The organism is Mesorhizobium sp. M1365 (assembly GCF_040317865.1).
Lineage (GTDB): Bacteria > Pseudomonadota > Alphaproteobacteria > Rhizobiales > Rhizobiaceae > Mesorhizobium.
In genome coordinates this window covers 1-20,058 of record NZ_JAMYLG010000013.1, presented here as the reverse complement: position 1 = coordinate 20,058, position 20,058 = coordinate 1, and the positions used below count along the sequence as shown (strand labels likewise).

Below are 20,058 nucleotides of genomic sequence, written 5' to 3'. Positions count from 1 at the left end.
AGTCGACCCGCCCTTCAAGGGAACCGACGCATCCTCTGGAACGCGTCGGAAGCAAACGCTTACGCGTGACGGATTTCCGTTCCCAGCACCTTCAAACATTCGCGGATGAACGCTGCAAGGGCCGTCCAGCCCTTTGCCGAAACCATCGTGCCATCCACATATGCCTCCGTTGGAGACAGGTCGATATAGGTGCCGCCCGCAAGCGTCACTTCGGGCTCGCAAGCCGCCAGTGCGCCGACCTTCTTGCCACGCACGACGCCGTCCACCGCAATCAGGATCTGCACGCCGTGGCAGATCGTGAAGATCGGCTTCTTGGTTTCGTGGAAGTGGCGCACCATCGCCTGCACGCGCTTGTCGGTGCGGATGTATTCGGGCCCGCGACCGCCGGCGCAGTAAACAGCGTGGTATTGCTCCATCTGCTTCTCAGCGTCGGAAAAGGTCTTGTTGATCAGCGCATAGTGGCCGAGCTTTTCGGTGTAGGTCTGATCGCCCTCGAAATCGTGCAGCGATGTTTTGATCAGGTCTCCGGCGCTTTTGTCTGGGCACACGACGTGCACGGTGTGGCCCACCGCTTCCATCGCCTGCTGGTAGACGAAGATTTCGTATTCCTCGGTGAATTCACCGGTCAGCATCAGGATCTTTTTGCCTGGCATGGTACTTCCTTTCCTGTGACAACGGCCGGGCGAGACCTGTACTCGCCTGGTAGGTTTGAGTTTCTAGAAGGGTGAATCGGGGAAGTAGTCTTCGTTGGCACTGGCCTGCGTGATGACCGTCAACGGCGGGTACGGGGACATCGGGACAGTCTCAGTCGAACGCCAACAACAAACGGTCGCGGGAATGCTCGATATGGCGACGCATCGCCTGCTCGGCAGCGGCAGGATCGGCCGCAGCGAAAGCGGCCAGGATGGCCTCATGCTCGTCAAGCGCCTCCTCGGTGACGCGCGAATGGAACATCAGACGGAATATGTGGAAGTGGGTGTGCTGGTGCGCCAATGTCTCGCGCACGAGTTCGTTGTTGGCGAATTCCATGACCTTGTCATGGAAAATGGCATCCTGGCGGGCGAAGTTGGAATACCGCAGGCGCTCGTCCTTGCCCTCACGGCGCGCCATGACGCCGGCCGACTTCTGAAGCTGCGCGAGCTTTACCTCGTCCATGAGCGCGGCTGCCTTGGCTGCGCCATGAGGTTCGAGCAGCAGGCGAAGCTCATAAAGTTCGTCAAACCGCCGTTTCGTGATCTGCGGCGCAGCGCGGTAACCGATCAGATGCGTCTTCAGCACCAGGCCTTCGCCTTCGAGCCGGCCGAGCGCCTCGCGGATCGGCGTGTGGGATACGTTGAATTCCTTGACCAGGCTGTCGACGGTGATGCGCGAGCCCGGCGCAATCTTCAGCGACATGAGTTGCGCAAAGATCGCTTCGTAGACGTCCTCAACCAGGCTGCTGGAGCGCTGGATACGCCCGCCGGCGAGGTTCGCTTCGTCTAGACTGGGTAAGTTCATGGCCTGCATGTTTTGCCTCTTGACACATTGAGTTGCTAACACGATGCTCCGGCCAATGCAATCCTATATCCTATACGATTTTATCGAGGATATCATTTGCGGCAGCTAGGAGACAAAGCAATCGAATTTGCAGTGGCCTTGCTGGAACAGCGTGCCGCCCTGGCAGCCCGTGCTTCCTCACCTGCTGAACGGACCGCCAGCGTTGCGGACGATGGTTCGGCACGTCGATACGCAACCGCGTTGCGAGACGGGTTTTACATCGAACCCGGCCTTGGGGCCGAGTTGAACGCCATCTCGCATTCCAATCCAGACATCATCACAGGATGCAGGTCATGAGCCTTTTCGCTGCCCTAAGGCTGCCGCGCGAAATCCTCTTCGGGAAGGGCCAACGCCACGTCATCCCGGTTGTCGCGGCGAGGCTCGGGCGTCGCGCGCTTGTCTGCACCGATGAACGTTTTGCCGCAACGGGCCCGTTCGCAGAGATTGTCGCGGCGCTGCGAGCCGCCTCGATAGACGTACTGGTGCATGACCGTGTGCTGCCCGACGTTCCTCGGGACACCGTTGCCGTCTGCGTCGAGGAAGCACGGAAGTTCGCGCCCGACATGGTGATCGGCATTGGCGGCGGCAGCTGTCTCGACATGGCCAAATGCGCAGCGCTGCTCATCAGTCACGGCGGTCAGCTCCAGGATTACTACGGCGAGTTCAAGGTGCCCGGCCCGACGCTGCCGCTGATCGCGGTGCCGACGACAGCCGGCACCGGCTCTGAGGTCACCCCGGTTGCCGTGATCTCGGATCCGGATCGCACGCTGAAGGTCGGCATCTCAAGCCCGTATCTGATCGCGGCCGCGGCTATCTGCGACCCTGAGTTGACGATGACATGCCCGCCGGGATTGACGGCAATCGCAGGCGCCGATGCGCTGACGCATGCAATCGAGGCCTTCACCGCCGCCAGGCGTGGGACCGATCCCGGCCTTCCGCAGAACCATGTCTTTATCGGCAAAACCGCCTTGACCGATCACTTCGCCCTGCTGGCGATCAAGCTGCTTGGCCGAAGCCTTGAAACGGCATGCCGCCGGCCCTCTGACGAGGACGCCCGGGCCGACGTCATGATGGGTGCACTTGCAGCCGGCTGCGCGTTCGGAACGGCCGGCACAGCGGCAGCGCATGCCGTGCAATATCCGGTTGGCGCGATAACCCACACCGCTCACGGATTGGGTGTCGCCACCATGTTGCCGTACGTCATGAAGTACAACAAAACAGCCGCAGCGACCGAGATGGCCGAGATCGCCAACGCGCTCTGCCTCGATGGTAAAGGCCGGACGCCCGACGAGTTGGCCGACGCGACCATTGCCGAAGTCAGCCGGCTGTTTGGGGCAATCGGGATCACCTCCTCGTTAGCCGAGCTGGGGCTGCCCGCCGATAAGCTCGATTGGACGGCGGAACAAGCGATCGGTATCGAGCGCCTCATCAAGAACAACCCGCGTCCATTTGATTTGCGGACCATGCGACACCTGGTCCAGGCGGCCTTTGATGGCGACCTCGCCAGCATCATGTAACAATCGGGAATATCGAGATGAACACGTTTTCACAGGTTCTGGCTGACGATCAGGGCATCAGCGACTTCCACACAATCTCGCACGGGCTGTATATTGGCGGCCAATGGCGGCAGTCCGCGGATGGCAGGGTGATTCCGGTCGTCGATCCTTCGACCGAGGCTGTCATCGCCGCTGTGCCGGATGCGACCGTGGACGACGCCGCCACTGCCGTTGAAGCCGCTGCCAAGGCAGCCGATGACTGGCGAACAACGCCGCCGCGAAAGCGTTCCGAGATCCTCCGACGCTGCTTCGAACTGATGACGGACCGATCGGAGGCACTGGCTACTCTCATCGCATTGGAAAACGGCAAGGCCCTGCGGGATGCCCGCGGCGAGATCGCTTATGCCGCGGAATTTTTCCGTTGGAATGCCGAGGAGGCCGTTCGCATTACCGGTGAATTCGGTACTGCGCCTTCCGGCACCAATCGGATTGTGGTCGACTACGAACCCGTCGGCATCTGCATCCTGATCACGCCCTGGAATTTTCCTGCCGCGATGGCGACGCGCAAGATCGCGCCCGCACTTGCCGCTGGATGCACGGTGATCCTGAAGCCGGCCAGTGAGACACCCCTCACCGCCTATGCGCTCGCCGCGCTCTACCAGGACGCGGGCATTCCACCAGGGGTGGTCAACGTCCTGACAACCTCCAGTCCCGGGCCTTTGACAGCCGCCATGCTGGCCGATCCGCGGGTGCGCAAACTCTCCTTCACCGGTTCGACGGGTGTGGGTCGCGCTCTGCTGGCAGAGGCTGCCAGGCATGTGGTTTCGTGTTCGATGGAACTCGGCGGCAACGCACCGTTCATTGTGTTCGACGACGCCGATCTCGAAGCGGCGCTCGATGGTGCAATGGTGGCCAAGATGCGCAACGCCGGCGAGGCCTGCACGGCCGCAAACCGCCTCTATGTGCAATCTGGCATCTACGAAGCCTTCTGCGATGGCCTCGAGAAGCGGATGTCGTCGCTCAAGGTCGGCCCTGGCACTGATCCGGACACGGAATGCGGGCCCATGATCACCAAAAAGGCGGTCGAGAAGATAGACCGCCTTGTCGTCGACGCGGTCACACGCGGCGCGCGGGTCATGTGCGGCGGCTCAGTCCTGTCCGGGCGCGGTTTCTTCTATCCTCCGACGGTGCTTCGCGACGTGCCGGGCGACGCAAAGATGGCGCATGAGGAGATATTCGGGCCGGTGGCGCCAATCTCGAGCTTCGAAACGGAGGCCGAGGTCATCGCACGCGCCAATGACACCGAATATGGGCTTGCTGCCTACATTTACACGCGCGATCTGGCGCGCGGCATGCGGGTGGCTTCCCGCATCGAGGCCGGGATGATTGCTCTCAACCGCGGGCTGATGTCTGATCCGGCAGCTCCCTTCGGCGGCGTCAAGCAAAGTGGGCTCGGCCGCGAGGGAGGGCAGCATCACGGCATTGCCGAGTTCATGGAGGCGAAATACCTCGCCGTCAGCATGTGAGCTGAAGAAGAATGCAAGGCGATCCCTTTCGCATCCGCGACCACGTTGCTGATTTTGACCAAATCGTGCAGGACATTGTTGACCGCAGCGAGGTCGCCCGCGCCGCCATTCCGATGGCCGCCGACGTGGCCTACGGACCGGATCCGACCGAGACCATGGACCTGTTCTTTCCCGCGGGCAAAAGAACGGCGCTACCGGTGCACATCTTTGTCCATGGCGGCTACTGGAGAATGTTCTCCAAGCGCGACTATTCATATATGGCGACGACGATTACCCAAGCCGGGGCCATCGCCGTCATCCTCGATTATGCTCTGATGCCCAAGGTCCGAATGGCGAGGATCGTCGACCAGGTGCGCCGCGCCAAGCAGTGGGTCCTGGCCAACATCGCCGATCATGGCGGAAGCCCGGCGGCCCTGACTGTCAGTGGTCATTCGGCAGGAGCCCATCTTGCAACGTTTCTGTTCGAGGGCGAGCATACCCCCTCGAATGTGAGGGCAGCCCTTCTCCTGAGCGGACTCTATGATTTGAAGCCGCTCCAGGATTCCTTTCTCGCCAACGAGATTGGAATAACCGACGAGGAAGTCGCCATGTTCACACCTCTCGCCTGTCGGCATGATGCTCAAACCAATGCGGCGGTTCTGGTCGGAGCCAACGAGACGCCACCCTTCCATCAGCAAGCCGATCGATTCAAAGCAAGCTTGCTGAGGCAGGGATCGTTGGTAACGTCGCATGTGCTCCCGAACCGCAACCACATGGACAGTGTCAGAGATCTTGGCGTGCCGGGGACCGAGGCTGGCGATTGCCTGGCAAAACTGATCGCCAAGGCCTGCTGACTAACTCGGGTTCTCCAGGCGATTTGTTTTGCGCCACTCCTCGTACTCTCCGCGGGCATCGTCATGCAGCGGATAGTAGCGTTGCAACGGCCCGCCCTCCATGAGCTTCGCTCGCGAAAACTCCTCCCAATCATGATGCTTCTGTGATTCTTCGATCACCTTCGGGGCCATCACGACGGGAAGCACCACCACCCCGTCGTCGTCGGCGACGATGATGTCGCCCGGGATCACCGTGACACCGCCGCAGGCAATCGGAACGTTGACGGCATTGGGATAGATGCTGGTCTGCACATGATAGTTTGGCGTCCAGCCGCGCAGCCATAGGGGCAGGTCGAGCTTTTCGACATTGGGCCGGTCGCGCATGCACCCATCGATGACGATACCGGCCCCGCCCCTGCCCTTGAAATACGTCGACATCATATCGCCGAAGACGCCCGAGCTCATGTCGCCGCGCGCGTCGACCACGACCACATCGCCCTCCTGCGCGTGATAGAGCACGTGCCGGTGCAGCTGTGTCTCCGGATCGGCATATTCTCCTTCGGTGAAGAGGTCCGGCCGCTGCGGCAGGAACTGCAGCGTCAGCGCCGGCCCGACGATCGACTTCCCGTGGTTTTGCGCCACCGGACCGACCATGTGCGGATTGCGGAAACCCATATGGCCAAGCGTGCCGGCAACCGTCGCGGCGCCGATCTCCCTGAGTGCGTCGATCAGGTCCTTAGGCGGCCGCATGATGTCGGAAGTATGTGTCATTGTGGACTCCGATTGAATGGAACTACCAGTTCGTAACAGAACCGTCGCGGCGCTTAAGGTGAGGCGCTTCCCAGAAACGCAAACTCTGCGTCTGGACCGCAACTTCGTTGACCTCGACGCCGAGCCCCGGCAGATCGCCGACCGGGTAATCGGTCCCGTCGAGCCGTGGTTGCACGGGGAAGAAGTCGGAATTGTCGAAGCCCAGCTTTGTTTCGGGTGCCCTGGTCTCGAGCCACGCGAAGTTGGGTACCGCGGCAGCGAGATGCACGGTCGCGGCCGTGCACACTGGACCAAGCGGATTGTGCGGCATCAGGTCCACATAATGCGCCTCGCTCCAGCCAGCGATTTTCATCGCCTCGGTGAGCCCGCCGACATTGCAAACATCGAGCCGGTTGAACTGATGGATGCCGCGCTCGATGTAGGGCAGGAACTGCCACTTGCTGGCAAATTCCTCGCCTATGGCAAAGGGGATTTCGGTCATCGTGCGCAGCGATTCATAGGCCTCCGGCGTTTCGGCCCGTATCGGCTCCTCGAGGAAATCAAGCACGCCGCGACCGAGCTTGTTGCAGAAGCTCGCGGCCTCTGCCACCGACAGCCGATGATGATAGTCGAGGCCGAGGACCACGTCGTCGCCCAGCGCCTCGCGCGCCCTGTTCAGCATGCCCGCGGTAGCGCCGATGGACTCGCGCGGCTCGAAGATGTCCTTGCTGTTTTGCCCGAAGGGGAAGAAGCGGATCGCCTGCCACCCCTGCGCGCGAAGTTCGCGGGCCCGTTCGATGGCAACGTCGCCCTCGGCCTCGTCGCCGGTCGAGGCAAAAGTGGGAATGCGGTCGCGCTGCTTGCCGCCCAGCAGCTCGTAGACCGGCACGCCCAGCGCCTTGCCCTTGATGTCGTGAAGGGCGATGTCGATGGCGGAAATCGCCGCCTGAAGGACTCGTCCGCCTTCGAAGTACTGGCTGCGGTAAATCTCCTGCCAGATCCGCCCGATCTGCATCGGGTCGCGGCCGATGAGAAACTCGCGATAGTGCTCGACCGCGCCGGCCACGGCCCTCTCGCGACCGCTCAAGCCGCTCTCGCCCCAGCCGAAGATGCCCTGGTCGGTCTCGACCTTGACGAGCATCTGGTTGCGCGTTCCTACCCACACCGGATAGGGCTTGATCGCGGTGATCTTAAGTTTCTCAGTCATCCACGCCCACGTTTCACACGCATTCGCTCTATCTCAGTTGGCCTTGAGGGCCATTTCAGTTTCGCCATCGAACAGATGCATCCGCTCCTGGTCGAACTCGAGCCAGATCTGCTCGTCGGGCGCGACGGCAATGTTCGGCGGCACGCTGACGTTGACGATGGCGCCGGACAGGAACGCCTGGACGAAGGTGACGTCTCCAGTCGGTTCCACCGTGTAGGCCTTGGCCGGAATGGAACCAGGGACCGCACTCTTGTGGAGCTTGATCGTCGAGTGACGTGCGCCGAGCACGACTTTCCTGGTCGTCGCTTTCGCCACCTTCTGGGCATTGCGCGGTGAGAGCTCAAGGCGCCAGCCCTCGGCGCCGGTCAACACCGTGTTGCCGTTTGCCGTCGAGGCCTCTAACGGAATAAGGCTCATCGCCGGGCTGCCGATGAAGCTGGCCACGAACATGTTCACCGGATGGGCGAAGACCTGCGCCGGTGAATCGTATTGCTGCAGGTAGCCGCCATTCATCACCGCCATCTTGTCAGCCATGGTCACGGCTTCGAGCTGGTCGTGCGTCACATAGATGATCGTCGCCTTGAGGTCCTGGTGGAAACGCTTGATCTCCGACCGCATCTGCACGCGCAGTTTGGCATCGAGGTTAGACAGTGGCTCGTCCATGAGGAACACGGCGGGGGCGCGAACGAGGGCACGGCCAAGGGCCACACGCTGCTGCTGCCCGCCCGACAGTTCGCGCGGCTTGCGCTCGAGCAGGTGCGTCATGTCGAGCACTCGCGCCGCTTCCTTGACCTTCTTGTCGATCTCGTCCCTGGGGAGTTTGCGCATCTGAAGCGGGAACGCCAGGTTCTTGTAGACCGATTTCTGGGGGTAGAGCGCGTAGTTCTGGAACACCATTGCGATGTCCCGGTCCTTGGGGTCGAGGTCGTTGACCACGCGCTCGCCGATGATGATGTCGCCCGCTGTGATCGGGGTCAGCCCCGCGACGAGATTGAGCGTGGTTGTCTTGCCGCAGCCTGAAGGGCCGACGAGCGCAACGAACTCGCCGTCATTGACCGTCAGCGAAACGTGGTTGACAGCTTTGAAGCTGCCATAGCTCTTGACGAGATCTTGGAGGACCACGTGGGCCATCGGCAACTCCCTAGTGCTTGACCGCGCCTTCTGTAAGGGCGCGTACGAAGTATCGTTGCAGGACCAGGAACAGCACCACGACGGGCACACTCATCATGAAGCTGGCCGCCATCAGGCCCGGAAAGTCCGTCGTATTTTCCGAGAAGAAGCGTTGGATGCCGACCGGCAGGGTCAACTGCTCGTTCTTGGAGAGGAAGGTGTAGGCGTAGATGTACTCGTTCCACGCGCCGATGAAGGAATAGATTGCGGTGGCGATGATCCCCGGCGTCGAGAGCGGCATCACGATCATGATGAAGGCCTGGAACCGTGTTGCGCCATCGATGCGCGCCGCCTGCTCAAGCTGCACCGGGATATTGTCGTAAAAGCCCTTGAGCAGCCAGATCGCCAGCGGCAGGCCAAAGGTGAGATAGGTGAGTATCAGCGAGCCATGCGTGTTTATCAGACCGATGGCGCGCATCAGGATGAAGAGTGGCACGAGAAAGATCACCGCCGGGAACATGTTGCGCAGCAGCACGGCAAAGAACAGGAAATTCCGGCCGGGGAAACTGAAGCGCGAAAACGCGTAGGCCGCTGGGACAGCCACGATCACCGAAAGGATTGTCGTGACGGTCGACACGAAAAGGCTGTTCCAGAAGAAGCGGAGGAAGTCCTGGCCGACGCTGTTCTGCGGATCGAGCAGTTTCTGGTAGCTGGCGAGGGTAGGTTCGTCCGGCCACCATTGCGGCGGGAATTGTGTCGCCGCGAATCCGGATTTGATCGAGGTGATCAGCATCCAGATCATCGGCAACGCGGTATAAAGCAGCATGAACACGAGGAATATGCGCCCGGCCCACCGCCATCCGTCGACGCGCATGCGGCGACGGGTCTGGGCTCGAGGCGCTGTTTCGGCAATCGTGCTCATCAGGCGCTCCCCTCTTTCCGCTCGTTGCCGCTTAACGCACGGACGTAGAAGTAGCCCAGCGTCATCAGCGTGAGGAACAGGAGCACCGAATAGGCCGATGCCACGCCCCAGCGCTGCCGTCCGAAGGCGAGCTCATAAATGTGGGTTATCCAGATATGCGATGCGTTCGACGGCCCGCCGCCGGTCATGATCCAGGGGATGATGAAGGAATTGAAGTTGGCCACCGCGAGCAGCAGCATCGTCACCACCGAGACGTTGCGCAAGTGCGGGAAGGTGACGTGCCAAAAGCGCTGCCATGCATTGGCACCGTCGACTTTTGCGGCACGCAGCAACTGGTCGGGGACTGTCTGCAGGCCGGCCATCATCATGATCATGGCAAACGGAAACTCGCGCCAGATATTGACGACGATCAGGGAGGGCAGCACCGTGCTGACATTGTCGATGAAATTCGGCGGATGGGCGGCCAATCCGAGGCCGACCAGCACCGCGCCGATGATCCCGAAGTCCGAATGGTAGATCCACTTCCAGATGTAGGAGGCGGCGACGGCGCTGATGACCCAAGGGATGATCAGGACGGCGCGCAGGACACCACGGCCGATGAAGTCGCGGTGGAGCGCCAGCGCTGTGGCAAACCCCAGGACAAAGGAGATGAAAGTTGACCCCAGAGTCCAGATCAGTGTGTTCCAGGTGACTTTCCAGAACACCTGACTGGTGAGGATGGTCGTGTAGTTGTCGAAGCCGATGAAGGTCTTGTCGCGGAGTTGCAGGCCAGGCGGTGTCTTAAAGAACGACAGCTCGACCGTGTAGTAGATCGGATAGGCGATGACGATGAGCATCACGGCGATCGCTGGGAGCACGTACGCGTAGTCCGCGCGATGCTCCCAGACCTTCCGCAGCGCGCCGGACCAACCGGGTTGCAATCTTCGGCGAGCCTCGGCCTTGCCGGTCACGATCGTCACTTGTGGCGTGCCCTTTTTCTTCGGAACGCTGCGGCTGCGCCAGCGGCGCAGCCGGTCCAGGTCGTAGGTGTGGCCTGGACTAGAGTCCGCCCATCAGGTCTTTTACCTTCTTGGCCGCGTCGTCCGCTGCCTCGTCGACGGTCATCGCTCCGGTCAGGGCATTCTGCAGCATGTCCGGGATGATGATGTTCATGATCTCGGGGGCCTGCGGCAGAGCTGGGAACGGGATGCCGTATGGCAGCATCGAGGTGGTGACGTCGAGGAACTTGATGTTGTCCAGACGTTCCTTCATCCACTTGGTCTTGAAGCCGTTGAGGTTGCCAGGGTTTGATCCGGCGTAGGCCATCTTCAGCGACCATTCAGGGCTCGTCCACATGCAGATGATAGCTTTCGCGGCCGGCTCGTCTACCTTGCCGCCCTCGACATATTCGGGTTTCAGGATGTGAATGTTCGAGCCGCCGAACACGACGGCGCGCTTGCCGTCGGGACCAGTCGGGATCAGGCCGTAGCGCATGTTGTCGATGACCGTCTGCGCCTTGTCCTTGTCGGTGCCCGTCGCCTTTTTCTGCAGGTCGAGCATGACGTTGTAATCGGACGGGTGCGAGATCATCATGCCGAGCTGGCCAGCGACGAACAGGGGCTGATTATCGGCCTGCTGATTGGTGAGTGCCGAAACCGGAACCGACTTGTCGCGAACATACATGTCGTAGGAGGCTTGCAGCGCTGCCTTGCTTTGCGGGCTATCGAGCTGGACCTGCTCATAGGTCGGGTTCGGCGTCGCTTCGTCGAAGACACCGCCGCCATAGGCCCACAGCTGTGGCATGAAGCGGTACGGCGTATTGCCGGCATTCTTGCGAGCCACGAGGCCATATCCGGCAATGCCGAGCTTGTCGTGGATCTGCTTGGAATACTTGACCACGTCGTCCCACGTTGCCGGCGGTTTGTCCGGATCGAGGCCGGCACGCTTGAAGATGTCGGCGTTCCAGATGAACGCCATCGTCTCGTTGTTGGTCGGAATGCCGTAGGTCACGCCCTCCCAGGTCACTGCCTTCATGGCGCCGGGCCAGAAATCCTCTGTCGAATACCCCACATCCTCTGGCTTGAGCGGCTGCAGATAGCCCTTTGAGGCGAACTCGGTACCACCCAGGATCTGCAGGCGGACCGCCATAGGCGCGGCATTGCCCAGGAGCGCGGTGCGGAACTTGTCGAGAAGGTCGTTATAGGTGAGGGCTTGTTCCTCGAGCTGGATGTTCGGATAGGTTTTGCGGAAGGTCTCGAAGAAATCCTTGTAGTACTGGCGCAGGAGGTCCGGGTCGCCCTCGAACACGCCCTGATACCAGAATGTCAGTCGCCCCTTGTAATCGAGCGGGGTGACCTTGGCGCAATCGGCCGCCGTGTCAAAATGCTGTGTGCCCGCAATCGAGCGCACATACTCCGGCGACCACTTGCTCAGGTCGACCGGCGGTGCACCCAGCGCCGATGTAGACGTCAGGGATGCCATCAAAGCAGTGGCGACAGTGCCGCGCAGGACGGCACTGCCGAGCGCAATTCTCGTCATAGGTATCCTCCCTGGTTCTCCCATGCCGCCCTAAAGCGGTCCTTGCTCGTTTCGATCGCGAGGATGCTTCTGCCAGCTCAGTGTATCCTCTCGATCGCTTGGTACGTTTTCAGATCGTGAATTGCCTGTCAACGCGCTGGATCGTACATTGTTTGCGAAAGCCGTGTGTGATATCGGGCAAGGTATGTATTAAATTGGGGAGCCCGGCCTTGGCCGAAATCAGCGATTTCAAAGCGATGCCACCGGTGGGGACCGATCCCATCGGGGCCTCCAGCGAGGGCGCCTCGCTTTATGAATTGATCAGGGAAGATATCATCGAGGGACGGCTCGCTGCCAACGAACGGCTTGTCGTCACCGATCTCGCCCGGCGTCACGGCACTTCGACCAATCCTGTGCGCGAGGCCCTGCAGTTGTTGCGCGGCGAAGGGTTTGTCACCTTTGTCGCCAACCGCGGGGCGCGCGTGCGACCCATTGATCAGGATTTTGTCCGGGATATCTACGAGATCGGTGTTCTGATCGAGCCAGCCCTGACACGATGGTTTGTGAATATGGCTACCGGCGAGGACATCGCCGATCTCGAACGTCTCCAAGGCCTGATCGAAGAGAACAACTTCGCCGACACATTCAGGCACAGTGAGCTGGATACCGCTTTCCACACCGTGATGTACCAGCGGCACTACAACCGCCACGCCGCCGAGCTTTGGTGGAAGCACCGCGAAGTGCTGCGAGCCGTGAGCCGTCGTTTCAATTTCACGCTGGCGCGACGTGCCGCGATCATGCGCGAGCACCGCGAACTCATCGCGCTTGTGAAGGCGGGAGAGGCCGACAAGGCGGCCGAACTCGTTTCCCGCCATGTCGAGGGTTCGGGCCGGCATATTCTCGAACAGATGCGAGCGCGCAACGCCGCTCGGGCCGGATAGAATGTCCAGTCCAGAACATCGTTAGCTGACCATTTCCAGGCAAAGGTAGTTGAGATGAAAATCACGAGCATTCGGCCGTGGCTGATCAAGTCCGGTGCTTCTTACTGGGGAGAGTTCCTGTTCGTCGAAGTGACGACCGACGAGGGAGTGAGCGGCTGGGGAGAGATCACCACCACGACAAGGCTCGCCAACCGCGCTCTCTGCACGATCCTGCGGCAGATCGGCGTCGCCGTGACAGGCGAGGATCCGGCGCGTATCGAGCATCTCTGGCACAAGATCTTCCGCAGCTTCACCTACATGGGAAGCCGCGGCGCCGCTGTCGAATGCGTGAGCGCCATCGATATTGCCCTCTGGGACATCCGGGGCAAAGTCCTTGGCAAGCCGATTTACGAGTTGCTTGGCGGGCCGGTACGCGATGAAATCGCGCTCTACACCCATCCCAACCAGGCCAAATTCACCAGCAAGGAGGCTGTGGTCCGCGAAATTCTAGACATTGTCGAGTCCGGACACACTGCGCTCAAGTTCGATCCCTACCCCCACCAGGGCCGCAGCGCCGATGGCCTGCCCCGCGAACAGCGAGACGGCTACCTCGATGGCAGCATGACCCGCAAGGACGAGCGCGAAGCCGCCGACCTCACGGCTCTGATCCGCGAAACGGCAGGACCCGATGTCGACATTCTCATCGATGCGCACGGCCGCTTCGACGTCCCCACCGCCATTCGCCTCTGTCGGAGCCTCGAGGAGGCCGGCCAGATCGACTGGTTTGAGGAACCCTGCCCGCCCGAGAGCCTTAACGCCCTCAAGCAGGTGCGTGAGAAGGTCAATACCGCCATCTCGTGGGGCGAGCGCGGCCACACGAAGTGGGATTTCGTGCCGGTACTCGAGAACAGGCTCGCCGACTACATCATGCCCGACGTTACCTGGACCGGCGGCATTACCGAACTCAAGAAGATTTCTGCGCTGTGCGAAGCCTACTACGTGCCGGTCTCGCCACATGACGCCGCGGGACCGATCAACGTGGTTGCGGGAGCGCAGGTGATGATGACCGTCCCCAATTTCTACAAACTCGAAACATCGGAGTGGAACCTGGGCAAATACGATCACCTGATCGACAGACCACTCGACATTTCGAACGGCAGCCTCAAGCTGTCGTCGAAGCCTGGTCTCGGTATTGAGATGGACCGCGACTACCTGCAGGCCTACGAGATTGAGTTGGGCTAGCAAGACCAAATGCCGGCCCAGGGTGCGGGACGACAAGCCGAAAACGAGGATAAGTCATGGCAAAGAGAGGTGGCGCCGACGAAGCGCTCAATCGGGTAAACGCGAACTCCAAGCCATCCCAGCTTCGCATCACCGACATGCGGGTAGCCGAAATCGTCGGCGCGCCGTTCACCTCAACCCTGCTCAAGATTTACACCAACCAGGGCATCGTCGGGCTTGGCGAGGTGCGCGACGGCGCCAGTGCCACCTACGCGCTGATGCTGAAGAGCCGGCTGCTTGGCGAGAACCCTTGCGACATCGACCGCCTGTTTCGCCGGATCAAGCAGTTCGGTGGCCACGGCCGGCAAGGCGGCGGCGTCTCGGCGGTCGAGATCGCGTTGTGGGATCTCGCCGGCAAGGCCTATGGCGTTCCCATCTACCAGATGCTCGGCGGCCGGTTTCGGGAGAAGGTGCGCGTCTATTGCGACACCGACGCTACCGTGCCGAGCGGCACCGAGACCGGCAAGCGCCTCAAGCAGCGCATGGCGCTCGGCTTCACCTTCCTCAAGATGGATCTGGGGCTGATGCAGATCGCGGATGTACCCGGTGCGGTCGTCTCCCCTGCCGGCTCACTTGAAGGGTACCGCATCCATCCCGGCCGCGGCCCGGTCAAGACCATGGAGGAGCGCCGCGCCCGCAATGCCGCTTACGATTTGCATAACGTTCCCCATCCGTTTACCGGCCTCCACTTTTCCGACAAGGGCCTCGACCTGCTTGAACAGTACATTGCCGAGGTTCGCGATGTTATCGGTATGGATATTCCGCTCGCCATTGACCATGTCGGCCACATCTCGCTGCAGAACGGCATTCGGCTCGCCAGGCGGATTGAAAAATACGTGCCGGCCTGGCTCGAGGATGTGATCCCATGGCAGTACACCGAGCAGTTCCGGCAACTGCAGGCCGCCACTACGGTGCCGATCTGCACCGGCGAGGACATCTACCTTAAGGAAGGCTTCGAGCCTCTGCTCAAGAGCGGCGGCCTCTCCATTATCCACCCGGACCTGCTCACCAGCGGGGGCATCCTCGAGACCAAGAAGATCGGCGACATGGCCCAGGACCACGGCATCGCAATGGCCATCCATATGGCCGAAAGTCCAATCGCCGCAATGGCCGCGGCACATGTCGCGACCGCGACCGAAAACTTCATGGCGCTCGAATACCACTCTGCCGATGTCGACTGGTGGGACGATATCGTCACCGGCCTTCCCAAGCCGCTCGTGAAGGACGGCTTTATCACTGTTCCGGACAAACCTGGCCTGGGGATTGACGACGTCGTCGACGAGGTGATCTCGCGGCATCTGCAGCCGGGTGTCACCGGCATCTGGCAGCCCACGGATCACTGGGACGACGAGTATTCCTGGGACCGTATCTGGAGCTGAGGCGAAAAGAACCGAAGATGAAGATCACCGATCTCCGCTGCGCCGTCATCGGCAAACATCCAATAGTCCGCATTGTTACCGACGAGGGCCTCTATGGCCTTGGCGAAGTCGAGTTCACCAAGACCTATCTCAAGCCTTGGGTGCTGCATTTCCGTGAGGCGCTGATCGGCGAGGACCCTACCGATGTCGAGCGGGTGATGCTGAAGATCCGCCAACGCGGCTCTTTCAAGCCCTATGGCGCGGCGGTAAGCGCTATCGAGCATGCGCTGTGGGACATAGCCGGCAAGGCCGCAGGCGTGCCGGCCTACAAACTGCTCGGCGGCAAGGTGCGCGACAAGGTGCGCGTCTATAACGGCTCGATCCGCCAGAAGCGAACGGGGGACCGGCCGGAGGATTACGCCGCTGACGTGAAATGGATGATGGAGCAGCCGCAGAATTTCTTCATGATCAAGCAAGGGATCTCGTTCCACTCCAACATGAAGGACACCATCGAGGACTTCCATTACGGCGTGAAGCAGAATAAGGCTGGCTACCACGGTGCCATGGATCAGGGCGTCATCAGCGAGCGCGGTTTCAACCACATGCTCGACTGCGTGATCGCGATGAAGGAAGTGCTGGGCGACAAGGTCAGCCTGGCGCTCGACTGCGGCCCGGGCTGGATGCTGCCCGATGCAATCAAGTTCGCTCGCGCGGTCGAGAAGTACAATTTGATGTGGCTCGAGGACATGCTGACCGGCGACTATGTGCCGTGGGTCAATCCGCAGGCCTATCGGGAACTGACCACCTCAACCTCGACGCCAATTCATACCGGCGAGCAGATATACCTGCGGCACAATTTCAAGGAGCTGATCGAAACGCAGGCGGTGCGCGTCATCGGCCCCGATCCAGCCGATATTGGCGGCATTGCCGAGCTCAAATGGGTCGCCGAGCACGCCTATATGCACTCAATTCTGATGGCACCGCACGGCACCGCGAACGGCCTTCTCGGCCTCGGCGCGCTGATCAATGTCTGCGCCACCCTGCCCGCCAACTACATCGCGTTCGAATACCCGAGCGCCTCCGACCCCTGGTGGGAGGACCTCGTAATCGGCCTGCCGTCGCAGATCGTGAAGGACAGCATGGTGGACCTGCTGGAAGCGCCGGGGCTGGGCCTCGATATCGACGCCGAAGCAGGCAGGAAGTATCTCCGGGAAGAGGATGCAGGCTTCTTCGACTGAACCATCCTTCTTGCGCCACCGTGCACGGCGCGGACTGATTCTCGCAAATTTGCATCCAGAATGACCGTTTCGGGGCCGGAAGCAGATTGTCTTCTTCAGGCACCGAGGGTGGGATAGCTGCCATTCGTCGCGAGACACATAGAACGCCTGCTTCCGGCCCAAGATTGACAACGGAAAATCACTGCCTCTTTGGATGCAGATGGACGTGGCGCATTCTCATCCGGAAAACAATGATGGTCTTTCGTTCGCCGCCCACCGCGCGTCAGTTCTTGACCCCCACTCGAGCGCGCAGCGTCGCCGTGACATGATCCTCGCGCGGTTCAACGAAATCGATAGCGTCACCATTCCTCGATTGAAGGCTGATCGTCATCCAGTTCTCGCCACCTACTAGGACGCGAGTGACAAGCTCGGCGACTTGACTGGCCTGCTGAACAGTCGCCGGATCGAGTTTGAAATCGTCATCAAGCAGCGTGCGGACGTCCCATAGAGGGACGGTCCCATCGTCGACGGGGCTGCGTCGCATCGCTCCCGTAAGGATACCCCCATCGATCGCACAGGACAGCGAAGACATTTTCAAGAAACTCAACCGATGGTCAGGACGCGCAAGATCGGCAGCAACTGTCGCGATATGCAGAGCAGCTAACCCAGCCTCGGGGGTACTCCATTGCTCAGAACGCTCGCGTAGGCGCCCGATGGTGTGATCTGAAAGGTAAACAGATGGGGCGACGTCACAAGCGTCGCGCTTGCCCCGATTTGTAGTGAAGGTGGCGCATGGTGCAGTTACTCCGCTTTCGTGCTCCAACCCTTGAAGCGGATGGCTGCTATGCACCAGCATGCGCAGATCGAATATCGTTGCCTGCCGGTTGCCTTCCAAAAATAGCGCGATGCGAAAGCCACGATCAGAGGGGGGAGGCGCTCCAGACGCGTAGCAGCGGCATCAAGAAGCTTTACCCGTCTCGGCGGCGATCCTTCATCCATGAACGCATGACGTAACGCTACTTGCGCATCGCGCCACGTCGTCGCCTTGCCGCCGGGATCGAGCGCAGGCGCGCCTATCCTCTCTCGTCGAGCAATCTCGTAAGCGAGATTTTTCGCGTAGATGCGCGCTTCCGTACCAAGTTTGCCAGGCGACTGTCTCATGACGGCATCCATAGCGCATTCCCACCATTTGGGTATAGGCGAGCGGATCTTGGCTCGGCGGGATCGAGAGGCGACAGTGCGGAGCGGGGCGGATAGCGCGCACGTCGCGCGAATAAAAACAGAGCGCCCCGTCGCTGGGACGCCCTGATGTCGGCCTTCGTTGAAGCGAGTAGCCATGGGGAGTTCCTCTCGTTGAAGGAACTTCATCGTCTGATAGCAGCCTTTACCTGCTCACGGACGATGATTTACCGCACAACTAGGCGACCCTCCCGCGGAGCGGGTTTGTACATGAGGCGCCTTGGGCCCGGCAGCCTTGGGATCGGCAGCCTTGGGCGGTTAGCGGAATGTCAGCTTCTGGTGTTCGAACCTAGTTATAGAGACACCTGGGGCAGCGCGAGCATCGTCGTGACATGACCCAAAGGCGACAAGACGACCAAAAAGGTGGGAAGCGCAGCGAAACCCCTCTATATCGACAGCCATGGATGCATCGAGCGACCACCCGCAGAACGACGAGCTTCTCTCGGACATCCAGCGCCTGTCCTTCGACTATTTTCTCAAAGAGGCCAACCCGGCGAATGGCCTGATCGCCGACCGCAACACCCCGGCGTCACCAGCCAGCATCGCCGCCGTCGGGCTCGCCCTGTCGGCCTATCCCGTCGGTGTCGAGCGCGGTTTCATGACGCGCGCCGCCGCCGCTGAACGGACGCTCGCCACGCTTCGCTTCTTCTGGAACGCGCCGCAAGGGCCCGAAGCCGACGCAACGGGCCACAAGGGCTTCTACTACCATTTCCTCGACATGGAGACCGGCCGCCGCGTCTGGAAGTGTGAGCTGTCCACGGTCGATACGGCGCTTCTGCTTGCCGGTGCGCTGGCCGCCGGCGCCTATTTTGGCGAGGACGATGAATCCGAACTGGAAATCCGGCGGCTTGCCGATGCGCTTTACCGGCGCACCGACTGGCGATGGGCGCAGAACGGCGGCGCTACCGTCACCCATGGCTGGCGGCCTGGAAAAGGCTTCCTGCGCTATCGCTGGCAAGGCTACGACGAAGCGGTGATCCTTTATGTGTTGGGCCTCGGCTCGCCAACCCATCCGTTGCCGCTCGAGAGCTATGCGGCCTGGCTATCCACCTACAAGTGGAAAAAGATCTATGGCCGAGAATTGGTTTACGCCGGTCCACTCTTCATCCACCAGCTCTCGCATATCTGGATCGATTTTCGCGGCATCCGCGATGCTTCCATGCGCAACCACGACTGCGACTATTTCGAGAACAGCCGCGAGGCAACCTACCTGCAACGCGACTACGCCATTCGCAATCCGAAGGGCTTCAGCGGTTATGGCGAGAATTGCTGGGGCATTACCGCCAGCGACGGCCCAAGCCCGACAAAACGTCAAATCACGGTCGGTGGCCGCCGCTTCTTCGGCTATCTGGCGCGCGGTGCGCCATTCGGCCCTGATGATGGAACGTTGTCGCCGTGGGCAGCGATTACCTCATTGCCCTTTGCGCCAGAGATCGTTCTGCCTGCACTGCGCTATTTCCACGAGATCGACCTGCACGAGGGCAATCCTTACGGCTTCACCGCAAGCTTCAATCCGACACTAGCAGCCGCCGACGGCCGGCCATGCGGTTGGGTATCGCCGGACCATGTCGGCATCAATCAGGGGCCGATCACTCTGATGATAGAGAACTACCGCTCGGGCTTCATGTGGCGCCTGATGCGCCGCGTGCCGGCCATCATCGCGGGACTGCACCGAGCCGGTTTTTCGGGCGGTTGGCTATAAGAAGTCGAGATGACGAAGCTCCCCGATTGATACCAGGACTTTTGACTCCTAGCGCATGCCGGATTTGCTGCGAATGTCGGTTAGCGGCGCATTGCTTCTCGGCAGAATAGGGGCGGAAGCGGACGATTCGGTTCTGGAATGAACTAGCCAGAAAACTGCCATTCCGCTGACGACCCACTAGCCGACCTCCAAGGCAGCCATTCGCGTTGACGTTGCCACCAGTTTCTATCCCAGTTTTGAGTTCGTTTCCGGCGTGGGTTGTGCCCTGCTGGGCGCGTGAAGCGACGGGCGCTGGCGCGGAGCCTTTGGCACAGCGCAACGCGAGCGGCCGTCGCAGATTGAAGGTGGTGGCGAACTCGGCCGGTGTCTGCCAGGCGATTTGGGAATGCGGCCGCGCGGTGTTGTACAACACGACGAGAGAACGCCCACGGGACCGAGGAACGCAAGTTTCTTTATCCATGGCATCCCTGGGCCGGGCGTTGTGTT

The 20,058-nt window shown here is 60.9% G+C and carries 18 protein-coding genes; 9 read left to right on the top strand and 9 right to left on the bottom strand.

The genetic code is table 11. The features are described from left to right. Positions 1–59: 59 nt before the first annotated feature. Both NKH04_RS16595 and NKH04_RS16590 read right to left on the bottom strand, forming a co-directional pair. A complete protein-coding gene (locus tag NKH04_RS16595; RefSeq protein WP_352540695.1) occupies positions 60–653 on the bottom strand; it encodes a DJ-1/PfpI family protein in 594 nt (197 codons plus the stop codon). Positions 654–804: 151 nt separating this feature from the next. After that, entirely contained in the window at positions 805–1,506 is a 702-nt protein-coding gene (locus tag NKH04_RS16590) for a GntR family transcriptional regulator (RefSeq protein WP_352474438.1), read from the bottom strand. Between the two features lie 323 nt (positions 1,507–1,829). On the opposite strand from NKH04_RS16590, the gene NKH04_RS16585 reads away from it, so the two are divergent. The 3 genes from NKH04_RS16585 to NKH04_RS16575 are packed head-to-tail and all read left to right on the top strand — an operon-like array spanning position 1,830 to position 5,391. Beyond that, positions 1,830–3,053: an iron-containing alcohol dehydrogenase gene (locus NKH04_RS16585; protein WP_353044593.1), complete on the top strand. Its 1,224-nt coding sequence runs from the start codon at positions 1,830–1,832 to the stop codon at positions 3,051–3,053. A 17-nt stretch (positions 3,054–3,070) separates the two neighbouring features. After that, complete coding sequence (locus tag NKH04_RS16580; RefSeq protein WP_353044592.1) at positions 3,071–4,558, top strand: NAD-dependent succinate-semialdehyde dehydrogenase; 1,488 nt, start codon at positions 3,071–3,073, stop codon at positions 4,556–4,558. Positions 4,559–4,569: 11 nt separating this feature from the next. Continuing rightward, on the top strand, positions 4,570–5,391 hold the full coding sequence (locus NKH04_RS16575; protein ID WP_502895760.1) for an alpha/beta hydrolase: 822 nt from the start codon (positions 4,570–4,572) through the stop codon (positions 5,389–5,391). Here the strand turns inward: NKH04_RS16575 and NKH04_RS16570 are convergent, their stop codons facing one another. The 6 genes from NKH04_RS16570 to NKH04_RS16545 all read right to left on the bottom strand — a co-directional run bounded on the left by NKH04_RS16570 (position 5,392) and on the right by NKH04_RS16545 (position 11,876). After that, the gene (locus NKH04_RS16570; protein WP_352503627.1) at positions 5,392–6,141 is read right to left on the bottom strand and encodes a ribonuclease activity regulator RraA; all 750 of its coding nucleotides are present in this window, start codon (positions 6,139–6,141) and stop codon (positions 5,392–5,394) included. Positions 6,142–6,163: 22 nt separating this feature from the next. Next, complete coding sequence (locus NKH04_RS16565) at positions 6,164–7,327, bottom strand: mandelate racemase/muconate lactonizing enzyme family protein (protein ID WP_352981259.1); 1,164 nt, start codon at positions 7,325–7,327, stop codon at positions 6,164–6,166. Between the two features lie 33 nt (positions 7,328–7,360). Beyond that, the gene (locus NKH04_RS16560) at positions 7,361–8,458 is read right to left on the bottom strand and encodes an ABC transporter ATP-binding protein (RefSeq protein WP_352819645.1); all 1,098 of its coding nucleotides are present in this window, start codon (positions 8,456–8,458) and stop codon (positions 7,361–7,363) included. Positions 8,459–8,468: 10 nt separating this feature from the next. Continuing rightward, positions 8,469–9,359: a carbohydrate ABC transporter permease gene (locus tag NKH04_RS16555; protein WP_023679256.1), complete on the bottom strand. Its 891-nt coding sequence runs from the start codon at positions 9,357–9,359 to the stop codon at positions 8,469–8,471. Beyond that, complete coding sequence (locus tag NKH04_RS16550; RefSeq protein WP_352819641.1) at positions 9,359–10,318, bottom strand: carbohydrate ABC transporter permease; 960 nt, start codon at positions 10,316–10,318, stop codon at positions 9,359–9,361. Before NKH04_RS16550 ends, NKH04_RS16555 begins: the two co-directional genes overlap by 1 nt. A 79-nt stretch (positions 10,319–10,397) precedes the next feature. Beyond that, positions 10,398–11,876 (bottom strand): ABC transporter substrate-binding protein, encoded by a 1,479-nt coding sequence (locus tag NKH04_RS16545; RefSeq protein WP_353044591.1) that lies wholly within the window; start codon positions 11,874–11,876, stop codon positions 10,398–10,400. Positions 11,877–12,085: 209 nt separating this feature from the next. Here NKH04_RS16545 and NKH04_RS16540 point away from each other — a divergent pair, with 209 nt between their 5' ends. The 5 genes from NKH04_RS16540 to NKH04_RS16520 all read left to right on the top strand — a co-directional run bounded on the left by NKH04_RS16540 (position 12,086) and on the right by NKH04_RS16520 (position 17,043). Beyond that, positions 12,086–12,796, top strand: coding sequence for a GntR family transcriptional regulator (locus tag NKH04_RS16540; protein WP_353044590.1), 711 nt, complete (start codon positions 12,086–12,088; stop codon positions 12,794–12,796). Positions 12,797–12,850: 54 nt separating this feature from the next. Then, positions 12,851–14,017: a mandelate racemase/muconate lactonizing enzyme family protein gene (locus NKH04_RS16535; protein ID WP_352819638.1), complete on the top strand. Its 1,167-nt coding sequence runs from the start codon at positions 12,851–12,853 to the stop codon at positions 14,015–14,017. A gap of 56 nt (positions 14,018–14,073) precedes the next feature. Continuing rightward, the gene (locus tag NKH04_RS16530) at positions 14,074–15,435 is read left to right on the top strand and encodes a mandelate racemase/muconate lactonizing enzyme family protein (RefSeq protein WP_353044589.1); all 1,362 of its coding nucleotides are present in this window, start codon (positions 14,074–14,076) and stop codon (positions 15,433–15,435) included. 17 nt (positions 15,436–15,452) lie between these two features. Then, entirely contained in the window at positions 15,453–16,652 is a 1,200-nt protein-coding gene (locus NKH04_RS16525; RefSeq protein WP_353044588.1) for a mandelate racemase/muconate lactonizing enzyme family protein, read from the top strand. A 193-nt stretch (positions 16,653–16,845) separates the two neighbouring features. Beyond that, complete coding sequence (locus NKH04_RS16520) at positions 16,846–17,043, top strand: hypothetical protein (RefSeq protein WP_353044587.1); 198 nt, start codon at positions 16,846–16,848, stop codon at positions 17,041–17,043. A gap of 389 nt (positions 17,044–17,432) precedes the next feature. Here NKH04_RS16520 and NKH04_RS16515 read toward each other — a convergent pair whose 3' ends face one another. After that, positions 17,433–17,804, bottom strand: coding sequence for a hypothetical protein (locus NKH04_RS16515; RefSeq protein ID WP_353044586.1), 372 nt, complete (start codon positions 17,802–17,804; stop codon positions 17,433–17,435). Positions 17,805–18,270: 466 nt separating this feature from the next. On the opposite strand from NKH04_RS16515, the gene NKH04_RS16510 reads away from it, so the two are divergent. Continuing rightward, a complete protein-coding gene (locus tag NKH04_RS16510; RefSeq protein ID WP_353044585.1) occupies positions 18,271–19,572 on the top strand; it encodes a glucoamylase family protein in 1,302 nt (433 codons plus the stop codon). The last annotated feature ends 486 nt before the right edge of the window (positions 19,573–20,058 follow it).